At 67.1% G+C, this 26,761-nt stretch carries 20 protein-coding genes and 1 tRNA gene; 15 read left to right on the top strand and 6 right to left on the bottom strand.

The genetic code is table 11. From position 1 onward, the window contains the following. The first annotated feature begins 20 nt into the window (after window positions 1-20). From ACTOXK_RS02570 to ACTOXK_RS02560, 3 genes are read left to right on the top strand one after another with little or no spacing between them, the layout of a single operon-like run. Entirely contained in the window at window positions 21-929 is a 909-nt protein-coding gene (locus ACTOXK_RS02570) for an energy-coupling factor transporter transmembrane component T family protein (protein ID WP_482278204.1), read from the top strand. Next, window positions 902-2,821, top strand: a complete 1,920-nt coding sequence (locus ACTOXK_RS02565; RefSeq protein WP_482278205.1) for an ABC transporter ATP-binding protein — start codon at window positions 902-904, stop codon at window positions 2,819-2,821. The genes ACTOXK_RS02570 and ACTOXK_RS02565 overlap by 28 nt, the downstream gene beginning before the upstream one ends. Beyond that, a complete protein-coding gene (locus ACTOXK_RS02560; protein WP_482278206.1) occupies window positions 2,812-3,438 on the top strand; it encodes an ECF transporter S component in 627 nt (208 codons plus the stop codon). Before ACTOXK_RS02565 ends, ACTOXK_RS02560 begins: the two co-directional genes overlap by 10 nt. Before the next feature lie 36 nt (window positions 3,439-3,474). Here ACTOXK_RS02560 and ACTOXK_RS02555 read toward each other — a convergent pair whose 3' ends face one another. Then, window positions 3,475-4,950: a response regulator transcription factor gene (locus ACTOXK_RS02555; RefSeq protein WP_482279455.1), complete on the bottom strand. Its 1,476-nt coding sequence runs from the start codon at window positions 4,948-4,950 to the stop codon at window positions 3,475-3,477. 335 nt (window positions 4,951-5,285) lie between these two features. On the opposite strand from ACTOXK_RS02555, the gene ACTOXK_RS02550 reads away from it, so the two are divergent. From ACTOXK_RS02550 to ACTOXK_RS02525, 6 genes are all read left to right on the top strand, one after another. Then, window positions 5,286-6,947, top strand: a complete 1,662-nt coding sequence (locus tag ACTOXK_RS02550; protein ID WP_482278208.1) for an FAD-binding protein — start codon at window positions 5,286-5,288, stop codon at window positions 6,945-6,947. A 251-nt stretch (window positions 6,948-7,198) separates the two neighbouring features. Then, complete coding sequence (locus tag ACTOXK_RS02545) at window positions 7,199-8,353, top strand: ATP-grasp domain-containing protein (protein WP_482278209.1); 1,155 nt, start codon at window positions 7,199-7,201, stop codon at window positions 8,351-8,353. Window positions 8,354-8,626: 273 nt separating this feature from the next. Further along, the gene (locus ACTOXK_RS02540) at window positions 8,627-10,300 is read left to right on the top strand and encodes a Spy0128 family protein (protein ID WP_482278220.1); all 1,674 of its coding nucleotides are present in this window, start codon (window positions 8,627-8,629) and stop codon (window positions 10,298-10,300) included. Window positions 10,301-10,550: 250 nt separating this feature from the next. Next, window positions 10,551-11,702, top strand: coding sequence for a lysylphosphatidylglycerol synthase transmembrane domain-containing protein (locus ACTOXK_RS02535; protein ID WP_482279836.1), 1,152 nt, complete (start codon window positions 10,551-10,553; stop codon window positions 11,700-11,702). Beyond that, the gene (locus tag ACTOXK_RS02530; RefSeq protein ID WP_482278211.1) at window positions 11,677-12,153 is read left to right on the top strand and encodes a PaaI family thioesterase; all 477 of its coding nucleotides are present in this window, start codon (window positions 11,677-11,679) and stop codon (window positions 12,151-12,153) included. The genes ACTOXK_RS02535 and ACTOXK_RS02530 overlap by 26 nt, the downstream gene beginning before the upstream one ends. Before the next feature lie 112 nt (window positions 12,154-12,265). After that, window positions 12,266-12,342, top strand: a tRNA-Pro gene (locus ACTOXK_RS02525). 212 nt (window positions 12,343-12,554) lie between these two features. Here the strand turns inward: ACTOXK_RS02525 and ACTOXK_RS02520 are convergent. Next, window positions 12,555-14,345, bottom strand: coding sequence for an FAD-binding protein (locus ACTOXK_RS02520; RefSeq protein WP_482278212.1), 1,791 nt, complete (start codon window positions 14,343-14,345; stop codon window positions 12,555-12,557). Between the two features lie 342 nt (window positions 14,346-14,687). On the opposite strand from ACTOXK_RS02520, the gene ACTOXK_RS02515 reads away from it, so the two are divergent. Next, the gene (locus ACTOXK_RS02515; RefSeq protein ID WP_482278213.1) at window positions 14,688-16,289 is read left to right on the top strand and encodes a response regulator transcription factor; all 1,602 of its coding nucleotides are present in this window, start codon (window positions 14,688-14,690) and stop codon (window positions 16,287-16,289) included. Between the two features lie 89 nt (window positions 16,290-16,378). On the opposite strand, the gene ACTOXK_RS02510 is transcribed toward ACTOXK_RS02515, so the two are convergent. From ACTOXK_RS02510 to ACTOXK_RS02495, 4 genes are all read right to left on the bottom strand, one after another. Next, window positions 16,379-16,870: a metallopeptidase family protein gene (locus ACTOXK_RS02510; protein ID WP_482278214.1), complete on the bottom strand. Its 492-nt coding sequence runs from the start codon at window positions 16,868-16,870 to the stop codon at window positions 16,379-16,381. Window positions 16,871-17,044: 174 nt separating this feature from the next. After that, entirely contained in the window at window positions 17,045-17,665 is a 621-nt protein-coding gene (locus ACTOXK_RS02505; RefSeq protein ID WP_482278215.1) for a TorD/DmsD family molecular chaperone, read from the bottom strand. Window positions 17,666-17,874: 209 nt separating this feature from the next. Beyond that, entirely contained in the window at window positions 17,875-18,411 is a 537-nt protein-coding gene (locus ACTOXK_RS02500) for a 4Fe-4S dicluster domain-containing protein (RefSeq protein WP_482278216.1), read from the bottom strand. Between the two features lie 3 nt (window positions 18,412-18,414). Further along, a complete protein-coding gene (locus ACTOXK_RS02495) occupies window positions 18,415-20,820 on the bottom strand; it encodes a molybdopterin-containing oxidoreductase family protein (protein WP_482278217.1) in 2,406 nt (801 codons plus the stop codon). 317 nt (window positions 20,821-21,137) lie between these two features. On the opposite strand from ACTOXK_RS02495, the gene ACTOXK_RS02490 reads away from it, so the two are divergent. From ACTOXK_RS02490 to ACTOXK_RS02470, 5 genes are all read left to right on the top strand, one after another. Continuing rightward, entirely contained in the window at window positions 21,138-22,595 is a 1,458-nt protein-coding gene (locus ACTOXK_RS02490) for a helix-turn-helix transcriptional regulator (protein WP_482278218.1), read from the top strand. Between the two features lie 186 nt (window positions 22,596-22,781). Next, window positions 22,782-23,051: a twin-arginine translocase TatA/TatE family subunit gene (tatA, locus tag ACTOXK_RS02485; RefSeq protein WP_482278219.1), complete on the top strand. Its 270-nt coding sequence runs from the start codon at window positions 22,782-22,784 to the stop codon at window positions 23,049-23,051. Window positions 23,052-23,147: 96 nt separating this feature from the next. Beyond that, complete coding sequence (gene greA / locus ACTOXK_RS02480; protein ID WP_482279500.1) at window positions 23,148-23,618, top strand: transcription elongation factor GreA; 471 nt, start codon at window positions 23,148-23,150, stop codon at window positions 23,616-23,618. A 1-nt stretch (window position 23,619) separates the two neighbouring features. After that, complete coding sequence (gene lysS, locus ACTOXK_RS02475; protein WP_482278713.1) at window positions 23,620-25,584, top strand: lysine--tRNA ligase; 1,965 nt, start codon at window positions 23,620-23,622, stop codon at window positions 25,582-25,584. 132 nt (window positions 25,585-25,716) lie between these two features. Continuing rightward, window positions 25,717-26,664 carry an ion transporter gene (locus tag ACTOXK_RS02470; protein ID WP_482278712.1) on the top strand — a complete coding sequence of 316 codons (948 nt, stop codon included), beginning with the start codon at window positions 25,717-25,719 and terminating at the stop codon, window positions 26,662-26,664. Window positions 26,665-26,761 lie beyond the last annotated feature (97 nt).

Below are 26,761 nucleotides of genomic sequence, written 5' to 3'. Positions count from 1 at the left end.
CCGGTTACCTCGCCCCGCTGATGGGAACCCCTCCGACAGCATTTCTCATTCCCGTTCATCCCATCGTCGAGTTGGGATTCTTCCTGTGCGCCATCGGGCTGGGCGTATTCTTGCTCAGCCCGCCCTTCGCCCTGGTGGGCGCGGGGGCCGCCGCCCTTACGTTGCTGCTCCTTCAGGGGCGCGCGGCAGGGCGGTTGATCGGGGCCACGGTGCCCCTCGCCGCTGTGGTCGCCTTGGCGAACCCGCTGTTCGTGCCCCTGGGCCAGACGGTCCTGTTCGCCTATGCCGGCGGTCGCCCCTATACTGCCGAGGCTCTCGCCTGCGGTGCGACGGTGGCGGCGCTGCTGGCGGCGGTGCTCTGGTGGTTCGCCAGCTTCAACCGCGTTATGGACACGGCCAAGCTCCTGTACCTGTTCGGCCGTTTCGCACCGGCTGTCTCGCTGACGCTCACTCTGGTGCTGCGCCTCGTGCCCACCTTCGGCCGGCGGGCCTCCGCCGTGGCCGAGGCGCGGGCTGGCATCGGGCTCGGCCGCGGGTCGAGCGCGAAGGTGCCCGCGATTGCCCGGGTGCGGGAGGCGACGGTGGTGCTTGCGTCGGTGTCGGCCTGGTCCCTCGAGCACGGGGTGGCCACGGCCGACGCCATGGAGAGCCGCGGCTTCGGCACGGGACACCGCACCACGGTGCCGTGCTGGCCCCTCCGCTGGCGGGACGCCGTGGCTCTCGGCCTTATGGGGGCGCTTGTCGCCATCGTGGTTGCCGGTGCCGCCCTGGGTGTCACGGAGGCGACGTTCTTCCCCCGGATCGCAGTGCCGACGGGCGCGCCGCTGTTCGGGGTATCCCTGGTGGCCTACGGGCTTCTGCTGCTTCTGCCCGCCCTCGTCATGGGAAGGGAGCGGTTGCGATGGCACTTCTCGCGTGCGAGGCGCTGACATTTGCCTATCCCGGGAGCGCCGCGCCGGCTCTCCGAGAGGTATCCCTGAGGGTAGAACTCGGGGAATACCTGCTCGTGGTCGGCCCCAGTGGCAGCGGAAAGACCACGCTGCTACGGCACCTGAAGAGCGCCCTTGCGCCCCATGGCACCCGCACAGGCCGCGTGCTCTTCGAGGGCCGTCCCCTGGAGGCGGTGTCCCGGCGCGAGCAGGCCCAGCGCATCGGATTCGTCATGCAGAACCCGCGCGACCAGATCGTTGCCGACCGGGTGGCCGGCGAGATGGCCTTCGGCCTGGAGAGCCTCGGGTGCGATCCGGCCCTTGCCCGGGCGCGTATCGCCGAGGCGGCGAGTTTCTTCGGCCTCGATGGGTGGTTCGATCGCGCGACCGCCGATCTGTCGGGCGGTCAATGCCAGCGTCTGAACCTGGCGGCCGTCATGGCCGCCGACCCCGCCGTGCTCGTGCTCGACGAGCCCACGGCCCAGCTCGATCCTTTGGCTGCGACCGAGTTCATGGCTCTTGTGCGCCGGCTCAACGAGGAGCTGGGCATCACAGTCATCATGGGGGAGCAGCGGATGGAAGAGGCCTTTGCCGACGCCCACCGGGTGGCGGTGCTCGAAGAAGGAGCGGTGACGGCCTGCGGAAAACCCCGGGCCGTGGCTGCGCGTCTCGTCGCTGAGGACAGCCCCCTGGCTGCGGCTCTTCCGGCTCCCGTGCGCATCTACCGCGGGGTGATGGGACTGGGGACACTGGATGCTTGGAAAGAGGCTGGAGGGGCCAGCGCTGCTGAGTTCGGTAGTCGCGCTGCTGCCGCTGCGCCTGGTCCTCGCGCTTCCCTTCCGATAATGGGCGACGAAGTTCCTGAGGAAGATGCCGTGCCGATGCCCCTTACGGTGCGTGAGGGCCGTCGCTGGTTGTGCCGGTGGTGCGCCGAGCATGGCCACGGGACCGGCGCATCTGCGACCCCCGTGCCCGTAGAGCCGACGGGCCGCAGCGAGGAATCCAGCTTCGCGTCCCCCTCGGCTGCCGAGCCCGAGCGCTGCCCGACCGATGGTTCCGGTCGCAAGATCGGGGCCTCTCGAAGGGTCGGCGTCCACGGCTGCGATGCGGCGCTGACCCTGCGCGATGTGTGGTTCCGCTACGACCGCACCGGGGACGACGTGCTGCGGGGCCTGTCCCTTGAAGTGCCCCAGGGCAGCCTCTGCGCCCTGCTCGGCGGCAATGGGGCGGGGAAGACGACGCTGCTCAAGGTGGCGGCCGGTCTCGCCCGTCCGCTGCGCGGCTCCGTGCGGGCCCTGGGCCGTTCCGCCCGCCGCGGTCCCTTCCCGGGCGTGGCCCTGCTGCCCCAGGATCCGCAGCTGCTGTTCTCCCAGCCCACGGTGGCCGCAGAGCTGGCAGAAATGGCAGACATAGCAAAAGCGGCCGGCGCCAGCCAGGCCGAAGTCGTGGAGCTGTGCGGCCTCGGAGGCCTGCTGGAGCGCCATCCCCTCGATCTATCCGGTGGCGAGCAGCAGCGGGCGGCCCTGGCCAAGGTGCTGCTGGGCAACCCCGCCGTGCTCCTGCTCGATGAGCCGACGAAGGGCACCGACGTCCTCTTCAAAAAGCGCTTCGGCCAGCTGCTCTGCGCCCTGACCGAGCGCGGGGTGACGGTGGTTATGGCCTCTCACGATATGGAGTTCTGCGCCGCATGGGCCGATCGCTGCGTGCTGCTCTTCCGCGGGGCCGTGGCCGCCGATGACGAGCCGCGGCGCTTCTTCGGGGCCAACCGCTTCTACACCACGGCGGCGAGCCGCATGAGCCGCGACGTCTTTGCCGACAGGGTCACCGACGGGCAGGTGATCGCCGCCTGTGGGGCCGTGGCTGCACAGGCGACGGAAGGGGAGTGTCCGTGAAGCCATACTGCCTGATCAGCGTTCTCATCATCGGAGCGGCCCTCGTGCCCTTCTTCGCGGGGTTCGAGCGCCGCCGTCCCACGGCGCGGGATATCGTGCTGTTGGCGGTCATGGTGGCCCTGGCCGTGGCCTCGCGTGCCGCCTTTGCCGCCGTGCCCCATTTCAAGCCCATGGCGGCCGTCGTCATGATAACGGGCATGGCCTTAGGCCCGCGCCAAGGTTTCTTGGCCGGGGCCCTGGCGGCCCTCGCCTCGGGGTTCCTCTTCGGTCAGGGTCCGTGGACCCCCTTCCAGATGCTGGCCTTCGGCAGCGCGGGGCTCGTCTTCGGCCTCGTGGGGCCGCGCCTGCCCGTGCCGCTTTCGGGCTGGGCGCGCCTCGGCCTTGCCGGCGCCGGCTTCCTCTTCGTGGTTCTGGTGCTCGGGCCCACTCTGGACACGAGCTCGGTCTTCCTCATGCTCGCGTCTCTCACCCCGGCCAGCGTGCTGGCCATCTACGGGGCGGGCCTCCCCATCAACGTCATCCACGGGGTTGCCACGGCCCTCACGTTGCTGCTGGTAGCCAATCCGCTGCTCGGGCAACTGGCCCGGTTACGAACGAAGTACGGTCTGGGGGAGTAGAGCGACCCGCGGAGCGGATCCGAACGGCCGCCGAGGCTACTTGCCCGCGAGGGGGTCCACTTCGCCGGGATCGATGAGGGCGAACAGCTCCTCCCGCGAGTGAATGTCCAGCTTCTGGTAGATGTGGCGCACGTGGGCCTTGGCCGTGCCGTTGGCGATGAACAGCTCCCGCTCGATCATGCCCACGGTCTTGCGCTGGGCCAGCAGGTTCAGAATCTCGGTCTCGCGGCCCGTCAGGCGGTAACGGCTCGCCACCTCGGCGCACTGGGCCGCAATGCGCTCGCGATGCAGCTCCTCAGGGCTCTTGCCGCGACCTGTCAGCAGGTTCGCGCCCCAGTTGCCCGTAATCTCCTTCTGGCGGAACAGCAGCAGGGTGGCCAGCAGCACGGCGGTCACGGCGAAGCCCGACACCAGGCTGGCCCCGTCGATGCCGCCGAGGTGCGCCGTCAGGCCCACGTAGGCGACGCTGCGGCCGAGAATCATGAACACGAGCCGCACCGACCGCTCGATGCCGAAGAGCCAGATGGCCGACACGCCGTAGCGGTAGCACATGTTGCTGCACAGCGTCATGATGAGCACCGACACGGCCGTGTAGCCGCCCACGGCCGCCGGTCCGCTGAGGGCGTAGGCCTCGATGCCCAAGGCCGGCACCAGCCAGAAGGCCACGATCATGAGCGGAAGGGCGATGCGCACGATGGAGTTGAAATCGAAGCGCTCCCGACGCAGGGCCACTCCCAAAAAGATGATGAGGGCCACGATGAGGCAGCCCGGCGAGGAATGGGGCCCGAAGCTGCCGGAATAGGCTCGCGTCTCGATAATGCCATAGGCGAAGGCGTATAAGGCCATGAGCAGGAATATCTTCCACGGGGCCTTGAATTTCACGTCGGCGGGAGCCGGGCGCTCGGCGGCGGGCACCTCGTCCATGGCCCGGCGGGCGAAGATGAGGGAGACGAGGGGCAGGATGCTCGCGAACACCGCGAGCCATTCCATGCGGAATCCCATGAACACGTAGACGATGAGGGCGCCGGCGATCATGGAGGCCGCGTAGTACAAGGTCACGCGCAGCGGATTCAGGCACCCGTAGACCTCGCTCCAAATCAGGATGATGAGGCCGAGCCCGATGCCCCCCAGCACGGCGGCCGGCATGCCCAAGAGGGGGGCGACGGCCGGCGCGAGGATGGTGGCGAAGAGCATGGCCGTGGAGACGACCATGGTGGTGCCGCACAGCACGAAGATGCTGCGGTGGCGATAGAAGGGGCCGATGCGGCGGGCGAGCACCACGCAGAGAACCATGACGAGGGCGGCCGTGGCATCGAACCATTCTCGAGTGGGCAGGGGCAGGGAGGGGAAGTTGACGAAGGAGCCGACGAAGGCGATTTCGATCCAAGCGCGGTACACGCCGATGCCGAGGAAGAACAGGGGAACGCGGGGGAGCTTGAACTTCAGCAGCGCGGACAGGCCGAAGTGCCACGGCTCGGCGGTCTCGGTGCCGGCTTCCTCAACGATGGGCATCGCTTCTTTTGGGGTGTCGGGGCGCCCTGGGGCGCAGTCCCGGCGATCTCGATTGGCCATGGTCATGCTTCCTCCCGTTTATGCATGGGGTTATGATACATGAACCTGCCCGTCATCATTTGTTGACAGTTCATCAAATTACCTGATCGTTAAAGGGTTAGAAAAGGGGGTTATAAAAATAATCCCGTGAAGTGGCGGCGTGGTCGACGCATCTCGCCCGAGGTTACGCGCTAGGGTGCCTCCAACGTCGATCGTGATTCGGCGTGGAGGGAAACCCTCGCCGGCTCAGTCTCCGCGAGGTGTTTTGAATCACGGGTCTAGAGAAAGGACCACCCATGACTGCAGAGTTCACTCGTCGCGACATGTTCAAGATCAGCGGCCTGGCCGCCGCCGGCCTCGGCACCGCCGCCCTGCTGGGCGCTTGCTCCCCGGCTGGCAATGAGGCCGGCGCGGGCGCCGGTGCTGCCGCCGGCTCCACCGAGACGGCGACGACCGGCACCACCGTGGTGGCCGGCCATACCCGCGAGGGCCTGCCGAGCTTTTTGGCCGCCCCCGAGCCCATCACCGACGTCGCTGACACCAAGGACTTCGACGTGGTGATCGTGGGCGCCGGCGCCGCTGGCGTGCCCGCCGCCATCACCGCCCGCGAGGCCGGCGCCACCGTGGCCCTCATCCAGAAGGAGGCCACGGCCATCTCCCAGGGCAACACCGCCACGGGCATTCTGCTGGACACCTCCGATGAGGCCGGCGTGGAGGCCGTGGTGTCCCGCCTGCTGAAGGACCACCAGTACCGCGGCAAGCGCGAGCAGGTGGAGCTGTGGGCCAAGAACTCCGGCGAGGCTATCAAGTGGATGCTCGACCTGGCCACCGCCGAGGGCGCCCAGGTTTCCGACACCACCATGAAGTGGACCGCCGCCATCAAGGAAGTGAACGGCTACCCCATGGACTACCTGTCCATCGACTTCGGCCCGAAGCCCTACAACACCGGTGACGGCATGCAGGTGCTCGCCGACTACGCCGCCGCCCAGGGCGTCGAGATCTTCTACAACACCGAGGCCAAGCAGCTCGTGGGCGACGCGGCCGGCGTGACCGGCGTCATCGCCGAGGGTCCCGATGGCATGGTGCAGTTCAATGCCGCAAAAGGCGTCATCCTGGCCACCGGCGACTACCAGAACGACGACGACATGATGGCCTACTATCTGCCCGACCTGGCCAACCTCGGCCGCAAGCAGATGAACAAGACCGGTGACGGCCACAAGATGGCCGTGTGGGCCGGCGGTGCCATCGAGGACATCACCCACACCAAGATGCTCCACGACTTCGACGGCGGCCCGGGCTCCATGGCCGACATGCCCTTCCTGGCCGTGAAGCAGGACGGCACCCGCTTCTGTGACGAGACGCTGGGCATGTCCCTCATGAACAACTTCCTGCGCAGCGAGGCCGATCAGGGCGACTACAACCAGATCTTCGACAGCAACTACATGACCGCCGCTGCCGAGTGGCCGGGCAAGCTGTTCGATCCCGAGGCCATCAAGGTCTACATGCCCGAGGAGGACGTGGAGAAGGTCGGCGTCTTCGAGGATCAGATCGGCACCTTCAAGGCTGACACCCTGGAGGAGCTCGCCGGCAAGCTCGGTATCACCGACACCGCCGCCTTCGTGAAGAGCGTCGAGCGCTACAACGAGTGCGTCGCCGCCGGCAAGGACCTGGATTTCGGCAAGGAGGGCAAGTGGCTCACGGCCATCGACACCCCGCCCTTCTACGGCATCCACCGTCACGTGCGCGTGTCCGCCGTCGTGTCCGGCGTGAACGTGGGCCCGAACATGGAGGTGCTGGCCGTGGAAACCGGCGAGCCCATCCCGGGTCTGTTCGCCATCGGCAACACCGCCGGCAACTTCTACGGCGGCGTGGACTACTCCATGTACATGCCGGGCCTCTCGCTGGGCCGCGCCCACACCCAGGGCTACGTCACCGGCAAGTACGTCGCCAGCCTGTAAGCCGCAGCGCTCCGGCCGGCCTTGCGGGGTCGGCCGGGAATGTCGGCTCCTCACGCTGGCTCGCGCTGCCTCCGGGCGGCGCCCCCACCGTGCCATTCCCTCCCTTTATGAGAAACGCGCCCCCATCCTCCCAGGGGGCGCGTTTCCCGTTTTCGGGCGCAGGTCCCGCGCGGTGCGGGTCGATGGCTATAATGGGGTCCATGCGTTCGTTCGGAAGGCCGCCTCGGCGGCCTCGCTTCAAAGGAGTCCCCATGATCATCATCGATGCCCCCTACGCCTCAGCACCCCTGCTCGACTATATGGAAGAGTCGCAGCATCCGGTGCTTGCCAACGATTTCGCCCGCAGCCTTGCGGACGGTCGCGCCCTCAACCTGGTGGACGACGCCGAGGCGGCGCGGCGCCTGGAGGCAGGGGAGCGGGTGTACACCAATTCCGAGAACGCCCTGGCGTGGATCATGGACCATGTGGACAATCCCGGGCTCACCGAGGCCATCGCGCTGTTCAAGGACAAGGCCCTCATGCGCGAGAAACTGGTCGCGCTGAATCCGAACCTGTTCTACGCCACGGTGACCCGCGACGAGCTGGATGCCGTGAACGTGGACGATCTGCCCCTGCCCGTGGTGTTGAAGCCCTCGGTGGGCTTCTGCTCCATGGGGGTCTACGTCATTGAGGAGCCCGACGACTGGGCCGACGCCGTGGCCGACATCGCCCGGCGCGAGGACGGGTGGCACGAGCGCTATCCGGAGAGCGTGGTGGGCGGTGACGTGTACATCATCGAGGGCTTCATCAGCGGCGTGGAATACGCCCTGGACTGCTATTTCGACGAGGAGGGCGCACCCCATCTGCTGAACGTCCTGCGCCACGATTTCGCCGGCCCCGAGGACACTTCCGACCGCATGTACCTTACCGACGAGGCCATCGTGAACGAGATGGGACCGCGCTTCTTGGCGTGGCTTGAGGCCGTGAACGCCATCGTGGGCGCCCGCAACATTCCCGTACACGTAGAACTGCGGGTGGACGGCGACGTCATCGCCCCCATCGAGTTCAACCCCCTGCGCTTCGCCGGCCTCGGCGGCACCGATGTGGCCTACTTCGGCGTGGGCCTGCGCACCTACGAGGCGTTCCTGGAAAACGAGAAGGTGGATCTGGCCGCCCGGTACGGGGCCCATCCCGGCCGCGTGTTCTCCATGTCGCTGCTGAACCCGGCGCCCGAGGCCGATCTGGCGGCCCCCTTCGACCACGATGCCCTGCTGGCCCGCTGCTCCCATGTGCTGTCCTACCATCGCTTCGATCCCGAGACCGTGGGATTCTACGGCTTCCTTTTCCTGGATACGGGAGCCGACGAGGCGGGGGCGGCCGAGCGCGATTGGCTGCTGCGCAGCGACCTCATGGAATTCGTCGGCTAGGAAGCCCTGCTCCTCTTCGCCGCTGAGCCGGCCAGGCTCGGAATTCCTGCCCGGTTTCTCCTCGTCGCCTCCGGCCCCGCTTCGCGCCCATCGTACCGTGGTGACCCGCATCGCGCGCTCGTTGCGATGCGGGTCACCTGCCACTTACGGGGGGATGACGGGCCGCGAACAAAGCCCGCTCCCTCGGCACCCGGTGCGAATCAGCCCCTATGCTAAGGGGGCGTGGCCCTCCGATCGCCGCGCGTTCTGAGTGAGAAAGGGCGGGTGATCGCCATGGTGGGGAACGGGGAGAAACCGACGAGCCGGTGGCGGCGCACAGCGGCTTGGATCTTGGCGGCTCTCATGGTAAGCGTTGTCGGGCTGATGGCGGCTCCGGTGGCCTTCGCCGAGGAAGCCGACGGGCTGCCGGGGCGCTTGGGGATGCCCCTGACCGCTGCGGCCGCAGGAAGCCAGCCCGAGCCCGTCTCGTTCACTATTTCCGGCATGAAGTACCTGGAAGGCCGGCCCTTGGCGGCCGGGGAATTTTCCTTCCGCCTGGCGGCAGCGGGCGTGTCTTCCCTACCGGCGGGGTCGAATCTGCCGCGGCAGCTGCGCTCCAGCGCGCTCTCCGATGCCGAGAAGTACGAGCTCGTGGCCCATGGCGATCTGACGTACTATCCCGAGAGCGATCAGCCGATGCCCGCCTCGGCTCTGGCCCAGAATAACGCCGGGGGCGCCGTGACCTTCGGCTCCCTTGCCTTCAACAGCGCGTTGCTCGGACAGACGGCCACCGAGCGCTCCGTGGGGCGCGTGTTCTGCTATACCGTCGCCGAGCAGGTGCCGCGCAATCCTGACGGCTCTCTCAAGGACGGGGTGACCCGCGACGAGCGCGGCCACTATGTCTACCAGGGCGTCACCTACGACGACAGCGTGAAGCGCATCTACCTGTACGTGTACCAGACCGCCGACGCAGGCGGCAGCCCGGTGCTCGCGGTGCTGCCCCTGGGCGACGCCACGTTCGACGACCGGCCGGCCAAGCCTACCTCCGGAGCGGGGCAGGGCTTCCTCAACATCTTCAACGGGGCCGTGCTCGATCGCTTCGATGGCGCCGTGCTCCTGGACGGCGAGTCCATCTCGGCCGGCGAGTTCACCTTCTCCGTGAGGGAGGTGGCCGAGGACGGCACCATCATCGAGAGCGGCACCGTGCCCTGCGCCGCCGCGGCGAGCGGGTCGGAGGGGGCGAGCGTGCGCCTGATCGACGGAGCGGTCTTCGATGGGCCGGGACGGTTCTTCTACGCCGTGAAGCAGACGGGCGCGACCCGCTCGGCGCCGGCCGATGTGGTGCTCGATGAGAGCTCCTACATTGTTACCGTGGAAGTGGCCGAGGGCAGCGACGGCGCGCTGGACGCCGCGGTCACCTACGTGCGGAAGAAGCCCGCGAACAGCGACCGCTGGGTGGATGTGGATCTGGATGCCCAGCCGAGCCCCGTGGTGTGGGAAAACCATCTGAAGGCCTCGGAAGAGCCCGGCACCGACACCCCGGCCGACCCCGATCAGGGAGGCGCGAGTGACCGGCCCGGCCAGTCTGGAACCGAGGAGCCCCCGCCAGGAGGCGATGGCGGCCCGGGCGCCGATGCGGATGGGCCGCACGGCGACCATCCTGGCGCAGGGGCCCCCGATGCGACTGACAATGCCGGCGGTTCGTCCGATCAGTCCGGCGGTGCCGCAGCCGGCGGCACGGGCGAAGGGGGCTCCGGGACGGCCGGCGCGAGCTCCGGTGCCGGTCAGGGTGCGGGAAGCGGGACCGCATCGTCTCGTGGCGGGGCGCCGGCTCGGGGCTCGGCCCCGGCGGCCTTCGCCCAGACCGGTGACGACTTGGGCGTGCCCATGGTGATCGCGTGCGTTGTCGTGGTGGCGAGCGGTGCGGCCCTGGCCCTCTTGAGCCGCCGCCGGCCGCCGCGTTCCTAGGAAGGTGCCGACTTTGAGGAGGGCCCCGCTGCCCGTCGCAGGCGTCAATCCCGCTTTTGGCGCCGAGGCGGCGGCGCGGGATGGCGCCGTCGGCTTTCGTTGTCGCGGCGCGGGCCGCCGAAACGGCTTCGGTGGGCTATAATCTGTCGGTGCCCCGAAATGGCCGGGCGGTTCTTGGTACCGCGCGGGACCGGGGCGAGGCCGATCCCGTCGCTGGCGCGGCGGCCGGCGCGAAGGAACCGAAAGGGAGGTGTGCTCCGTGCGTGGCAACTTGCAGAAGATCATGATCGGCGTCGTGGTCGTCATCGTGCTCGCCTTCGTGTTCTTTTCCGGCGATTCGCTCGTGAAGCTCGTCGAGACCATCAAGCAGGGCACGCCGTTCTTCATCGGCGCGGCCGTGGTGGCCCAGGTGTGCAAGTACCTGGCCCAGGGCCGCGGCTTCCAAGCCTGCTTCAACACCGTCAACGGCCACATCAGCTACGGCACGGGTCTGTCGCTCGTGTTCGGCACCTTCTTCATGAACACCGTGGCGCCCTCCATGAATCTGGCGGGCACCTCGCTCGTCATGGCCACGGCCACGAAGAACGGCATGCAGGCCGGCAAGGGCACGACGGCGGCCCTGCTCATGCAGTTGTCCATCGATACCGGCTTCGTCATCATCATGCTCGTCACCTTCGGCGTCCTGTCCCTCACCGTGGGCCTTCAGCCGGGCTGGCTGGCCGTGGGGGCGGTGGCCATTGTGCTCGTGGGCGGCCTCGTGTTCGTCATCACCGTGGGCGGCCTGAAGCCGAACCTGGTGCTGAAGGTGCTGCGGCCCTTCGTGAAGCTGGCCGATTGGGTGCTCGCGAAGTTCAAGAAGGCCCCCATCGACGAGGCTGTTACCCGTACCATCCACAACTTCTCGAGCGCGGCGCACCTCATCACGAAGAACCCGAAGAAGACCGTGCAGTCGTTTCTGTGGACCACGCTGTCGAGCATCTGCGAGATGAGCTGCTTCGTGCTCGTGGGCTTCGCCTTCGGCGTCAATCACCCCGAGGCGCTCATCTGCGGCTACGTGGTGGCCACCCTGTTCGCCATGATCTCCTTCGTGCCCCAGGGCGTCGGTGTGGTGGAGGCGGCAGTCACCGTGGCCTTCGCCCTGTTCGGCATTGATTCGGCCACGGGCTTGGCCGTGGTCATGGTCTACCGCGGCATCGTGTTCTGGTTGCCCTTCCTCGTGGGTGCCTTCGTCATCCAGCGCATGAAGGCCTTCGCTCCGCCCGAGAAGGCCCGCACCCGCAAGCCCGTGCCCCTCGAGGAAGTGCGGGCCCGGGCCGCTGCGGCTCCAGCATCGGACTCGACGGCCGAGAACGGCCTTCCGGGAAAGGAGGCTCCCGATGGAGGCGACGCCGCTGACCGGTAGGGCCGCCGAGGTGGCCCGCAAGCGGGAGACCACGGGGCTGAACCATACGCTGGGCATCGTCATCACGGCGGCCAGCGACGAGCGGGTGGAGGCAGTCATGCCCATCACGCCGGCCATCACCCAGCCCTTCGGCTTCGTGCACGGGGGCGCCACCATTGCCCTGCTGGAAACCGTGGCCTCGGCCGGCGGCGAGATGATCTGCGACGGGCAGAGCGAGCAGCCCTTCGGCGTGGAAGTGTGCGTGCGCCATCGGAAGAGCGGCAAGAACGGCGCCGTGCGCGGGGTGGCCACCCTGGCCGAGCGCGTGCCGTCGCGCCGAGCCGGCTACAAGCTCATCTGGAATGTGGCGGCCTATGACGACGAGGGCGATGTCATGAGCGACGGCCACGTCGTGGTGAAGGTGGTACCGAAGGCCTATCTCGCCGAGCGCGAGGCCGAGCGTGGCCGCTAGAGGCGGCTTCGCGTCGATCGCGCGGGGAGGCCTCGCCAATCGCTCAACTTTTTCCTTGCATGGCGGCCCTTCTGTGGTATCATAGCGTTCGCTGCCCGCAAGGGAGCAAAAACGGGTTGTGGCTCAGTTTGGTAGAGCGCTGCGTTCGGGACGCAGAGGCCGCAGGTTCAAATCCTGTCAACCCGACCATGAAATTTTGAGAGCCGTCCTTCGGGGCGGCTCTTTTTCGTGGTTTGCGCGAGAGTCGCGGGCGGCGCGGGACTGCTTCAAAACACCGGCCCCCGCAGGGTGCGCGAGGGCCGGGGAGGGGGCGGCGTGGCGCACTCTGCGGGAGTGGATGGGGAAAATGCGGGGAAGGGAGCCCGGCGGCCGGCGCTGGGGGCCGGGCCTCGATGCGGGGCCTACTTGCCCGCGGCGGCGTTCTCGCCGGCGATCTTGCCGTAGACCATGCACATGCCGGCCGACAGGCCCTTCAGCGAGATGGGGTACTGTACGGCGAAGCGGCCGCCCTGGGTGGCGCCGGCCACGTACAGGCCGCTGATGAGCTCGCGGTCAGTGTTGTACACGTGGCAGTCCTCATCGGACTCCAGGCCGCCCAGGTTGCCCAGGGTGAGGGCGCACCCGCACTCGGCGGCGTAGAAGGGACCGTTTTCCAGGGGGAACAGGCGCTGGGAGCTCTTGAAGAAGTCGGTGTCCTCGCCGGCGCGGGCCAGCTCGTTGTAACGCTCGATGGAGGCCTTGGCCGTCTCCGTGTCCATGCCCTCGATCATGGCGAGCAGTCCGTCGATGGTGTCGGCCTTCAGGCAGCGGCCCTCTTCCACGGCCGCCTCGATGTCGGCGGGGGTACGCACATTGATGCGCAGGCCGGAGGCGGTGTACTCGGGCAGGGGCTCATCGCGGTAGATGCAGGCCACGCCGTGGGCCGCGGGGAAGTACGCCAGCTGCTCGGGCCAGGAGGCGTCGAAGAACTGGTAGGCTTTGCGCTGCGGCTGCAGCTCCACCTGGTTCTCCAGCTGCTGGCCGGGCAGATCCTCGTTCATGAAGCGCTTGCCGCGCAGGTTCAGCCACAGGTACCCGTTGTTGCCGATGACGCCGCGGCCGTCGGGGCCGGCACCGCCGCCCATATGGTGGATCATCGGGGCATGCCATTGCTCGATGGCACCGCCGATCCAGGCGCCCATCTTGTGGCCCTCGCCGATGTTGGTGAAGGCGCCGCTCTCATCCAAGTCGAGGCTCAGGATGCCGATGCCGTTCTCGATGCACTCCGGGGCGTAGAACTTCATCATGTCTTCGTTGGCCAGGTAATCGCCCGTGGCCAGGATGACGCTGGGCGCGGTGATCTTGATGTAGCCCTCGGAGCCGGCGGCCTGGGCGTAGATGCCGGCGATGGCGCCGGCCTCATCCTGGATGAGCTTGACGCCCTTGGTGTTGTAGCGCACCTCGGCGCCGGCGTCCACGGCCGCCTGCAGGTTGTCCTCCATCACCGTGGCCAGGCTGCTGAAGCCCACCGACGTGGGGTAGCAAGGCAGGTCTTCGGTGGTGTAGTCGTAGGTCTCGGGCACGGGGTACATGTAGGGGAACATGTAGTTGGCCTGGCCCTCGGCGGGAATCTCGGCGTAGCTCTCGGGGGCCATGTACAGGTTCTTGCTCGCGGCGACGAACCAGTCCAGGGCCGCGCCGGACTCGTCGTAGTAGCGGCTGATGATGCTCTGGCTCACATGGTGGCTGCACTCCTCCATGTGCATATTCACGACCATCTTCTTATCGAGGAAGCCATCGCCGCGGCCCCACTGGGCCTGGGTCTGGCCGCCGAAGATGGCCATGTCGCTGGCCACGCTGTTGAGCTTCGGGGACGATTCCAGGCACACGACCTTCGCCCCGGCCTCGGCGGCGGCGCGGGCCGCCGGCACGCCGGCTGCGCCGAGGCCCACCACGACCACGTCGGCGGTCAGCTCTTCTTCCACTTGCCCGTCATCGATGGTCGGCGCCTCGCCGAGCCAGGGCAGCTCGCCGGTGCCGTCGAAGCCCGCGGTGCCGCCCGTGGTGGCCAGCGTGTCCGCCTCGCCGGCGGCCGACGGCGCGGGGGCGGTTGTCTGCGGGGCGCAGCCTGCCAGGCCGGCCCCGGCGATAGCGGCGCTCATAAGCGCGGCTCCGGACAGGAAATTGCGACGAGTGACATTCATTGCGGCCATGATAACCTCCCAGTTTCTCGAGGGGAGCGCGTTGCGGCTGCGCCCCCGCGCCCCCGCTTTTCGAGGGCTTCGTCTCTGAAGCGACCCGCCTTCCGAATCGCTGGGCCCATCATGGCGGTCCGGGGGCTCCGTGGCATCCACCGCGAGGGTCGAATCGGGGTTGAAAGAGGGGAAAGGGGAAGCGGGGCATGGTGGAAACCACGGGACATTGCGGTCGATGGCAAGCAAAACCCCAGGTGGGCCATCGTCCGTTAGGGTTGAATGGGCGCCCCCGTGCTTTTCGCCGCGCTCGTCGTCGGGCGCTCGTTCTTATGCCATAATGGCGTCGGAAGGGAGGAGTGTATGAGTGAGCGTTCGTCCATAGGGGTGCGGCCGGAGCATATTCGCTATGCCGTTGGCTATGCGTGCACCAACGCATGGGGCATCATGATGCTCTATGTGCCCTGGACCGGCTCGCTCGCCTTCTCGCTGCAGGCCCTGCTTTCCATGGTGCCCGGTTTGGCGACGTGCTTGGGGTGCCTGTTCTTCTTCCGACGGCGGCTGGCGCTGGCGGGGCGCACGCCCGTGGTGGCTGCGGCCGCGTTCTGCACGAGCCTGGGAACCCTCGCCTGCACCTATCCGGCCCTGGCGCATTTGCCCGGCGCGTTCGTGGCGGGCATGGTGCTCTCGGGGGCCTTCGCCATCATTCTCATCATGGCGTGGTTCGATACCTACGCATCCATCGGTCCGCGGGGCATTATCGTGCTGTCCGGGTGCAGCATCTTGGTGGCGGCATTGGAGAGCTGGGCCCTCATGCAGTGCGACGGCGCCCTGGCCAGCGTGCTCGTGTCGTTGCTGCCCATGCTGTCGTTCGTGCTGCTGCCCCTGCCCCCCGCGCCGCAGCCGACCACGGCCGCTGCATCTGCGGCGCTCGGCGAGCTGGAGGCCGCGGCGCCGACGACGGGGGCCTTCGGCGGCACAGTGCCCGCGAGGGCGCCCGAGCTCGGGTCGGCGCGGACACCCGGCCTGCGGGATGTGCTCCAGGAGGCGGTACCCCTGCGTACCCTGGCCGGCTTCGCCATCACGTTCTTCGTGCTCAGCTCCATCACTACCGTCGCGGTGGGGCACGAGACGGCACCGTCGCTGAGCTTCGCCTCGCTGCTCATTCCCTTGGCGGCCACGGCGTTCTTCGTGGCCAGCGGCCTGTTCGCTCGGGAGAAGATCGACCCTTCCATCTTGTACAAGGTGCTGCTCGTTGCCTCGGCTGCCTTCGTTTTCTTCTCCTTCTACCTTGGGTACGGCAACGGCGGCCTGTCGCTGCACGCGCACAACGTCATCGAGGTGATGGCCTGGGTGGTGCTGGCCCTGGGCGCGAAGAAGACGCCCGTGGCGCCTCCGCTGGTATTCGCCATGGGCTGGCTCGCCGAATGCGCGGGCAAGACCTTGGGCCAGCTGACGGCGCCCCTGCTGGCCGGCGAGCCGCTCGCGTTCATGGCTGTGGTCGTCATGCTGGTGCTTCTGGGCGTCGGCTTCGCCTTCAGTGAGGGTTACCACTTGCTCGATGTGGACGAGGGGGAAGAAGGAGGGGCGGCCAGCGCGCCTCAGCGCTCCGTCTCCGTTTGCGGGAGCGCGTCCGGCAAAGGCGTTTCGGGCCTATCGGGCGGTGGTGCGGAAAACGGTACGGCGGAAGACGGTTCGCGGGCATGCGCAGAGCCCACTTGCGTTGGGGCGGATGCTGCCGAGAATCCCGACCCCTACGGGGCCTTCTGCGCGGAATACGATCTGTCGCCCCGCGAGAGCGAGGTCTTTCGCCTCTGGGTTACCGGCCACGGCCTGAGGTACATCCAGAATGCCCTGTTCGTCTCGGAGTCCACGGTGAAGTCGCACCTGCGCAGCATCTACCGCAAATGCGATACCCACAACCGCGACGAGATCATCGCCCTCTTCGAACGGGAAACGATGTAAGTCTTTGGCTCAACCTGGAGAACGCCTATCAGCTCAAAACCATCGACGAATCCGCTTTGCCGAACGTGACGGTGCTGGCCCGCTAGGTCTTACTCGTAGCCCATGGCGGCGAGCTGGTCTTCGTCCAGGCCGAAGTAGTGGCCCAGCTCGTGGATGATGGTCTTGCCGATCTCGGCCACCATCTCGTCACGGTCGCTGAAGCAGCGCTCGTGGGGGCCTTTGAACACGGTGATAACCGCCGGGCCGTCCTCGTCGTAGCCGTCGGCCCGCTCCACGAGGGAGAGTCCGTCGAAGAGCCCGAGCAAGTCGTCGGGCAGCTGATCGCCGTTAAGGCCGTCCTCGCTGGCGCTTACGCTGTCGGCGGCGTCCCACGGCCCGTCATCCCCTCCGTCGGCCCCGCCCCACGGCGCGCCATCGGCGCCGTCTTCCCACTCGTCCCCATCGTAGCCCAAGTGGTAGGCGCTCGGCTCCTCTTCCCAGACGATGGCCACGTTCTCCAGGGCCTCCAGGAACTGCGGGGGCAGCCCGTCGAGGGCCTCTTCAATGGCTCGCTCGAATTCCTCGTCGCTCATCTGGTACATGGTGCTCCCTTCGATCCGGGTTGTGCCGGGCCATTGTACCCCATGGCGCCCCAGTCATCGGGGCCAGAGCCCCGAGGCTGCGACGGCTTGCGGGACGGTCGCGGCTCGTGGGGTGGTCATGGCCCGAAGGATAGTCGCGGCCCGAGGGGCGAGCCCGGAGCGGGGGAGAACCCCCTACAGGCTGCCCAGCACGGCCTCGTCGGCGGCCAGGTGCTCGCGGGTAAGCCCGGCGATGCCGTAGTAGAAGGCGGTACGGGCCCGCTTCTCCACATCGTCGCAGAGGGCCGCCACCCAGGCCAGATGCTCGCCGAGGAAAGCTCGCTGGGCCGCGATGAGCCCCGCGGGGTCCTCGCCCGCATCGGCGGCCGCGCGGGCGCGGTCGGCCAGGCAGGCCATGAGCTCCAGTTCCAGGGCCACGTGGTCCTCGGGCAAATCGAAGCTCTCGGGCACGCGCAGGCCCCAAAGGCGGTAAACCCGCAGGATCTCGTCCCGGGCCTCCTGCATGATGAGGCCCTCCTCGCTCGTGTACACCGACTCGTAGGGAGCCACCGGATGGGCGCTCATGCTCAGGAACAGCTGGTTGTAGTCGGCGGCCAGGTCGATGCGCAGGGCCTCGCTGTCGGCCTCCGCGGCCTCGGCGTAGAACGGCGCCAAGGGTCCTTCGGCGTTGGCATCGGCCGCCGACAGGACGGCGGCCACGAAGGCGGTGTCGGGGGCGGCGCGGAAGGCGCGGGCCAGAAAGCGGTACCCGAGGGCGCGCTCTTCCATGAGCGCTGACAGCTCCGGGGTATTCATAGGTGTCTCCTTGGGGAGGGCGCCGCGGGGCGTGGGTCGGACACAATCCCTGCCATTCGAGCGCAGGGTGGTAGCGCTGTCGTGCGGCCCGGGGCAGCCCCAAGGGCGCCCCGGGCCGCCTCGCACAGGTAAAAAGTACGGGCGCCGCAGGGGGAGGGGAAAGCGGCGCCCGTCGAAAGGGCCGGGCCGCGGGGCCCGGCCGGGGGTGGTTAGGACACGTACACGCTCGGGGTGGTCTCGCCCTCCATGCGCGCGCCGCCCTTCTCAGCGGCCAGGGCCTCCATCTCGGAGAGCGGGCCGAAGTGCAGCGCCTGCACGGGGCAGGTCAGCACGCAGTGGGGCTGGTCGTCCTCGCGACCGATGGACAGGCAGGTGTCGCACTTGTCCATCTTGAAACCCTCGCCCTCCACTTCCACGTACTGCGGAACGCCGAAGGGACAGGCCTGCTCGCAGGTCTTGCAGCCGATGCAGACCGTATCGTCCACGACCACCACGCCGTCTTCCTCGCGCTTGCTCACCGCACCGGTGGGACAGTTCGCCACGCACAGGGGGTTCTCGCAGTGCATGCAGGACAGGGACTCGAACTTCCGCTTCACGTCGGGGAACGTGCCCTCGACGGTCTCCTCCACATTGCGGCGCGACACGGTGCCGGCCTCAATCTCGTGCCACTGCTTGCAGGCTACCACGCAGGCCCAGCATTTGATGCAGCGGCTCGTATCGACGTAGAATCCGTACTGTTCAGCCATGGTTTACCCCTCACTCTTCGAGATCTTGACGAGCGTCTGCTTCGCCATAGCCGAAGTGAAGCCGTCGTAGTTCGCAATGGTGTCGTCGTACAGCACGTTGACCTCGCTGCCGCCGTCCAGGCTGCCGTAGCCGGGCAGCCCCAGCTCGTCGCAGGGCTCCCACCAGCCGCGCTTGGTCATGAGCACGTTGGGCTGGATGGCCTCGAAGAAGCGGGCTACCATCTTGATGGAGCCGTGGGGCGACTCGATGAGCACCCAGTCGCCGTCGGCGATGCCGTACTGGGCCGCTGTGGCCGGGTTGATCTTCACCCAGGGCTCCGGTTGCAGCTCGCGCAGGTAGGGCACGTCATGGTAGTAGCTGTGGTTGCACAGGCGGTAGGCATGCACGTCGGAGATGACGAGCGGGTACTCCGCGGCGATCTCGGGGGTGCCGGTGAGGCTCTCCGGGGCGCCCTTGTACACGGGCAAACGCTCGATCGTGCCCGTGTCGTCGGCGTTGGGCTTGCCGCCGATCCACTCGTTCACGCACTGGACCTTGCCCTGGGGCAGCGTGGCGAACATCTTCTCGTAGTTCTGGTACTCCGGCTCGGTGGGCTTGGCGCCATCGGTGCGCTCCTTGAAGATGCCGCCCTTCTCGCGCAGCTCTTCCAGGGTCACGCCGGAGCCGTCCAGCTGCTCGGAGAGCATGGCGTCGATGTCGCCGTTCCAGAAGTCGGCGCCGTAGCCCATCTTCACGGCCAGGTCCAGATAGTACTGCCAGTCGCTGCGGCACTCGCCCACGGGCTCGGAGATCACCTGGTTGATGCCGATGAACGTGCCGGCCGGGGAGTTCTTCGTGGCGAACTGGTCGGCGGACTCGTACTGGGTCGTGGCCGGCAGCACGATGTCGGCGTAGTCGCAGGAGGAGTTCCACGCCACGTCCATGACCACGTAGTAGTCGAGCTTCTTCAGGGCCTCGGCCACGGTCTTGGGCTGGCGGGTGGCCGACATGGGGTTGGACGACTGGGCGAAGATGAAGCGCAGCGGATAGGGCTTCTCGCTGAGAATAGACTGGATGCCCTTGTTGTAGGCCGTGGTGGGACCGGACTCCTGGGTCACCATGTCCTGGAACCAGCGGGGCGTCTCGGGGCCGACGAGCTTGGCCACGCCGGCCATCCAGCCGTTGGCGGTGTCCTCTTCGCTGGCCGGCAAACGGTCGCTCAAGAGGTCGATGGGCTTGGTCTTGATGAGCGGCTCGGGCATGACCATGCCGGCTCCGCCGCCGCCGGCGATGCCGAGGTTGCCGGTGATGGCCTCAATGAGGCAGGCGCAGGCCACGGTCCAGTGGCCGTCAGCCGACTGGTCGCCGATGCCGTTGCCGATGTTGATGCCCATGGGCTTGGTGGTGCCCATGAGGCGGGCCACCTCGATGATGCGCTCCTCGGGAATGCCCGTGATGGGGGCGGCCCAGGAGGGCGGGAACTGCTTGACGTGCTCGGCCAGCTCATCGAAGCCGAGGCACCAGTTCTCCACGAAGTCGTGGTCGTAGAGGTCCTCGCCGATGATGACGTTCAGGAAGGCCAGGGCCAGGGCGCCGTCGGTGCCGGGGATGACGGGCAGCCAGTAATCGGCGTGGGAGCCCAGTCCCTCCTGCATGGGGCGGATGTCGATGACCTTCATGCCGCCTTCCTGGGAATCCAGGCGCTTGTTGGGGTTGCCCTGGTTGATGGCGGAGTTCTCGGAGTTGTAGCCCCACACGACGAGCAGCTTGCACTTGTCCAGCTGGCCGGGGGCCGTGTCGGTGGCCTTTGCGTGCTCCGGGCCGCCCAGGGTGACCAGGCGCGAGAACATGCGCTGGGAGTTGCAGATGGCGGAGTGCAGGTAGTTCGGCGAGCCGTGCACGTTCAGGAAACGGCGGCCGAGGGAGCCGAGCACCGCATAGAACTGCGGGGAGAGCACGCCGTAGGACTCGGCGCCGTACTGCTCCTTCTGCTCCTGGAGCTTCGCGGCGATCTCGTCGAGGGCCTGATCCCACGTGATCTGCTCGAACTTGCCCTCGCCCTTTTCGCCCACGCGCTTCATGGGGTACAGCAGGCGGTTCGGGGCGTACACGGTGTGCATGGCGGCGTTGCCCTTGGCGCACAGCGTCTTCGAGCCGCGCCCGAAGTTGTTGCCGGCCTCGGGATTGCCCTCCACGTGCACCCAGCGGCCGTCCTTGATGGTGCACAGGGTGGAGCAGTGGGTGCGGGCGGGGCCGCACATCTTGCACCAGGCGTGCTTGACTTCGATAACCGGCTCGGGGCCTTCCTCGCCACCGGTCTGGGACAACTCGTCTTCCTCGAGCGTTTGCGGCGCGCAGCCGCCGAGCATCGCTGCGGCACCGAGCGCGGCGGCGCCCTTGAGCAACGTGCGTCTGGTGAATTCAGCCATAAGACCTCCTCTTGTCGGTATCCCCGTGGCACCCGCTGCATCCGACAAAACCTCCCCTTCCCCTTCAATCGACCAACCATGAGTGCAGCATCCCTGGGCCTTGCGGGGGTCGCCTCTCGCGACGTATTCCACCGTAGCGCTTTTGGTTCTCAGAGAAAATCGTGCATTTCCTATATTTTGAAAACAAGGCTTTGAACTGGGACGATATATGTTTTATATGACAGGCTCGAGTGCCCCTGCTTCCCGTCTTTTATGTTAGAATCGCGCCAAGGAGGCTTTCCCGGCTTCGGAAGACGGGAAAGAGTTGGGAGGAATCTATGACGCAGTCGGGAGGGGTCGGGCCGGCCTTGCCGCCGGATGCCGACACCCGTCTCTCATGGGGCTCGGTAACCCTCGGCGACGTGCTCGATCGTCGGGTGTGGGGTCTTGCGCTCATGCTGGCATGGCAGTTCATCACGTTCTTCAGCCCCGCCATCCACTATTCCACGCGCAACGACGTCAGCCATTTCAACAGTGTCGTGGGCTACTCGAGCCTGGGCCTCGTGGCGGTGCTCTTGGTGGCGGCCGGCCGGGCAGGGGCCTTTTCCCGGGCCATGGGGCGCCCCGTGCTGCGCTGGGCGGCTCCGGCGGCTCTCGTACTGAGCACCGTCGTGCTCGCCATCGTGGATGTCAGCGAGGTGTTCCGGCAGCCCTGGTGCTCCATCGCCGCGGCCATTTCCGGCGTTGGCTTGGGGGTGCTCTACCTCGCCTGGGGCGATGTGCTGCGCCGCCTGAGCATCGTGCAGGTCACCGTGAAGACAGCGGCGGCGTTCCTGCTCGCCGCGGTGTTGTTCGCGCTGACGGTCATGCTGCCGAAGCTGGCCGCCGTCGTCATCACCGGCGCGCTGCCCATAGGGGTCGGCGCCATCCTGTTCCAGGGCCTCGGTGTGTGGCGCACGGCGGAGGAGGCGGGGAAGCCGGCGCTCCATCAGGGCGCTTTCTCGGTGCGGGCCGTCTTCTCGCTGGGGGTGCTCTCCCTGGCCGGCTCCTTCGCCCGGTCGTTCTTCCTGGCGGGGACGCCCATTGTGAGCGACGGCTCCTATCCGTGGCTGTTCCTCATGGCCACCATCGGGGCCATCGTCATCGTGTGCGGACCGCTCCTATCGGCCACGTCCCCCGATTTCGCCGCCGCATACAAGACCTCGGTGTTCGCCCTCGGCTTCGTGATGCTTCTGCTGCCCCTGCTCGAGCCCGGATCCTTCGCGGCCGACGTGGCGGGGCTCGTCACCTATTGCGTGGTGATGCTGCTCATGTGGGTGGTGCTCGCCCGCCTCACGGGGCTCTACGGCCTCTCGCCCTTGTTCGCCTTCGGTATCGGCTGGGCCTCCTGCACGGCCGGCCTGCTCGCGGGCACCTTCGGCGGCGCCCTCGTGCTGTCCACCGTGACCATCACCCCGCGACTGCTGAGTCTCGTGACCCTTCTGTGCGTGTGCCTGCTGTTCTTCGCCTACCTGTTCCTGTTCACCGAGAGCACCATGGCCCGGCTGCTCGGGGGCGGCCGTCTCGGGCGCCGTCCCTTCCGCGAGCGCTGCCATCAGCTGCGGGTCGACTTCAACCTGACCGAGCGCGAGGAGGAGGTACTCGTGCTGGTGGCCAAGGGCCGTTCCACGCCGCGCATCCGCGAGGAGCTGGGCCTGACGGCGGGCACGGTGAACGCGCATCTGAGTCACCTGTACCGCAAGCTCGACGTGCACGATCGCCAAGAACTGATCGACCTGGTGGAAAGCGAGCGCTAGGGCCGGCCCTGCCAGAGGCGTCCCGTTGCGTCCATCGTTGAAGTATTTGTGCTCGTTGCGCCGCTGGCGTGGGGTTTGTGCTACCCTTGTCGGCACGCAAAAGCGCGTCTTTGGGGAACGCACCGCGTCGCCAAGAGGCGAAAGAACGAGGCAAGGGAAACCTTGCCCGACCTGACGGAGGATTGCATGAAGATTTTGGGCATGGGAGTTCCTGAGCTCCTTATCATCCTGGTTGTCATCCTGCTCATCTTCGGCCCGAAGAACCTGCCCAAACTCGGCAGCGCCCTCGGCAAGACGGTGAAGAACCTGCGCGATGGCATGGGTGCCGGCCAGAAAGAGGTCGAGGAGGCCGCCGACGATGATGAGGTTGTCGAAGTCGTCGAGGAAGTGGTCGAGGAGCCGGCCGAGGCCCCCAAGAAGACCGTCAAGAAGGTCGTGAAGAAGAAGGCCGAGTAGCCTTCCCGCCCTTCGCATAACGTGGTAATCCGTGGTGCGCCCGCATAATTGTGCGGGCGCACCACCAGTGTATAAAGAGAGAAAACGGGACAAATCATGGCTAACGAGAACTACGTACTGACCCAAGAGGGCAAGGAGAAGCTGGAAGAGGAGCTTCACTACCTGGAGACCGAGAAGCGCGCCGAGATCGGCGAGCGCATCAAGGTGGCCCGCGAGTTCGGCGACATCTCCGAGAACTCCGAGTACGACGACGCGAAGAACGAGCAGGGCATGATGGAGGCGCGCATCGCCGAGATCAGCCGCATCCTGTCCGAGGCCACCGTGGTGAACACGCCGAAGCGCTCGAGCAAGGTGAACATCGGCAGCGTGGTCACGGTGGACATGAACGGCCGCGAGCGGGTGTTCACCATCGTGGGCGGCGCCGAGTCCGATGCCGCCGAGGGCAAGATCTCCAACGAGTCCCCCGTCGGCCAGGCGCTGCTCGGCCGCAAGAAGGGCGACGAGGTGACCACCACGGGCCCCACCGGCCGCGACATCACTCTGACCATCCTGAAGATCGAGCACTAATATGGCTGAAGAAACTGTTGAGGTAATCGAAGACGATCCCATCGAGGTGCGCAAGGCCAAGCGCGAGGCGCTGATTGCCGCGGGCGTGGACCCCTACGGCCATTCCATCGAGCGCAGTCACAGCGTGGGTGCGTTGAACGAGCAGTACGCTCACTTGGAGGACGGCGATTCCACCGAGGATGCGGTCACCATCGCCGGCCGCATCATGGCCAAGCGCGTGCAGGGCAAGATCGCCTTTTTGGAGCTGCGTGAGTCCGGTTGCGACATCCAGCTGTTCTGCCGCATCAACGCGCTGGGCGAGGAGCGCTTCGCCGACCTGTGCGACCTGGATGTGGGCGACTGGATCGCCGTCACCGGTACCATGATGCGCACTCGCCGGGGCCAGCTGTCCGTGGCCGTGGACTCCTTCGAGCTCATGAGCAAGTCGCTGCGCCCCTTGCCCGAGAAGTTCCACGGGCTGCAGGACAAGGAGACCCGCTACCGCCAGCGCTATGTGGACCTGGTCATGAACCCCGAGGTGCGCACCACTTTCGAACGCCGCTTCAAGATCGTGTCGGCCATTCGCCGCTACATGGAGGATCAGGGCTTCTACGAGGTGGAAACCCCCTTCCTGCACGCCATCATCGGCGGTGCGAACGCGAAGCCCTTCATCACGCACTTCAACGCGCTGGATCGCGACTACTACCTGCGCATTGCCACGGAGCTGCCGCTGAAGCGCCTGCTCGTGGGCGGTTTCGAGAAGGTGTTCGAGATCGGTCGCCAGTTCCGCAACGAGGGCATGGACCCGTACCACAATCCCGAGTTCACCACCATGGAGGCCTATGCGGCCTTCAGCGACCTGGACGGCATGATGGACCTCACCGAGGGCTGCATCAAGGCCGCGGCCGAGGCCGCGTGCGGTAGCCTGCAGATCGAGTACCAGGGCACGGCGGTGGACCTGTCCGGCACCTGGCGCCGCGCCTCCATGATGGAACTGGCCAGCGAGCACGCCGGTGAGGAGGTGTCCTTCGACCGCAGCCGCGACGAGCTCGTGGCCATCCTGGAGAAGCACGGCGGCCACGCCGAGGCGGCCTGGGGCAAGGGTAAGCTCATCTCCGAGATCTTCGAGGCCGTGGCCGAGGAGAAGCTCATCCAGCCCACCTTCGTCATCGATCATCCGCTGGAGATCTCGCCGCTCGCGAAGAAGGATCCTGCCAATCCCGAGCTCACCCAGCGCTTCGAGCTGTTCATCCTGGGCCACGAGTACGCCAACGCCTTCACCGAGCTGAACGATCCGGTGGACCAGGCCGAGCGCTTCCGCGCCCAGGTGGCGGCCAAGGACATGGGCGACGACGAGGCCATGGGCTTCGACGCCGACTACATCCGCGCCCTGGAGTACGGCATGCCCCCGGCGGGCGGCGTGGGCATCGGCATCGACCGCATGGTCATGCTGCTCACCGACGCGCCCTCCATCCGCGACGTGCTGCTGTTCCCCCACATGAAGGACGAGGCTCCGGCTGGCGGCAAGGCCGCGGCACCCGCCGTTGCGCCGACCGCTGCCGAGGTGCCGGCCGAAGCGTCCCCGGCGGCTTCCATCGACTTCTCCAACGTGGTCATCGAGCCCCTGTTCGAGGAGGCCGTGGACTTCGACACCTTCAGCAAGTCCGACTTCCGCGCTGTGAAGGTGAAGGAATGCGTGGCCGTGCCGAAGTCCAAGAAGCTGCTCCAGTTCACCCTGGACGACGGCACCGGCACCGACCGCACCATCCTGTCGGGCATCCACGCCTACTACGAGCCCGAGGAGCTGGTGGGCAAGACCCTTATCGCCATCACCAATCTGCCGCCGCGCAAGATGATGGGCGTGGCGTCTGAGGGCATGCTCATGTCCGCCATCCACGAGGTGCCGGGCGAGGACGGCGAGCCCGAGGAGCGCCTGAACCTGCTCATGGTAGACGACCGCATCCCCGCCGGCGCCAAGCTGTACTAGGCGAACAGTTACCAACTTACTTACGGATGGGCCCGCGCTGAGCAGTGCGGGCCCATTCATTTCTAGAATGGGCGTCAGCGAGAGGCGGGGCGTGAAAGAGGCGGTCGATCCGAAACGAGAGGAGGTGCGGCCATGGTGCGGCATCGGGAGAGCGAGCGCGCCGAGCGGTTCCGCCGGCGGTTCAAGCTGGCCCACACCAACGAACTGAAGCGCGAGACGTTCTACGCGCTGGAGAACTTGCGCCGCGCCAGCTGGCCGGCCCGCATCGTGGGCGGGGCGCTGTTCGTGCTCATCTTGCTGAATGCCGTCGTGGTGTTCGTGTCCACGCAGCCGGGGCTCGATCCCGTCACGGCCGACGTGGTCGCCGGCTTCTACCGGTTCTCCACGGTCTGCTTCTGCATCGAGTACCTTGCCCGCATCTGGATCGCCGATCTGGCCTTCGGCAACTGCACCCCGGCTCGCGCGCGGCTGCGCTACATCTGCTCGCCCTGGGGCATCATCGATCTTCTGTCCTTCGGGCCGAACATGGCGGCTTGGTTCGTGCCCGTTACGCCTATGCTGTTGAACGTCATCAACGTGGTGCGCCTTGTGCGTCTCGTGAAGATCTCCCGCTACATGCGGGGCCTGCGCACCATCGGACGCGTCATCGCGAAGCACTACCACGAGATCGTCGCGGCGTTTCTGGTGATCGCCCTGCTCGTGGTGGTTTCCAGCGTGGTCATGTACGAGATCGAGCATCCGGCCCAGCCCGACCGGTTCAACAACCTGCTGTCGGGCGTGTACTGGGCCGTGACCACCATCACCGGCACCGGCTACGGCGATTTGGTGCCCATCACGCCGGCTGGGCGCATCGTGGGTTCCATCATCATGTTCCTCTCGGTGGCCCTGGTAGCCATTCCCGGTGGCATCTTTTCCGCTGGTTTCGTGGCCGAGTTCCAGAATGCGAACCTGCGCAAGATCGAGCGCGATGTGCGCCGCGAAGATGCCCGCCAAGACGACCGCGACGAAGCCGAGCGCACCGGGGCGGAAGGGCCTTCCGGTGAAAGCGGGGCAGTCGCGGGCGACGATCAGCAGGGGTAGGGCGGCCGTGGCGTCGCTTCCCCCTCACAACGTGCCCACAAAACCGTGGTTCTCGGCTCCGTGCTTTAGCAATTCGGCCGCGTGAGTGCTAAACTGC

Source organism: Adlercreutzia sp. (assembly GCF_056795635.1).
This window is presented reverse-complemented; position numbering and strand designations above follow the sequence as displayed.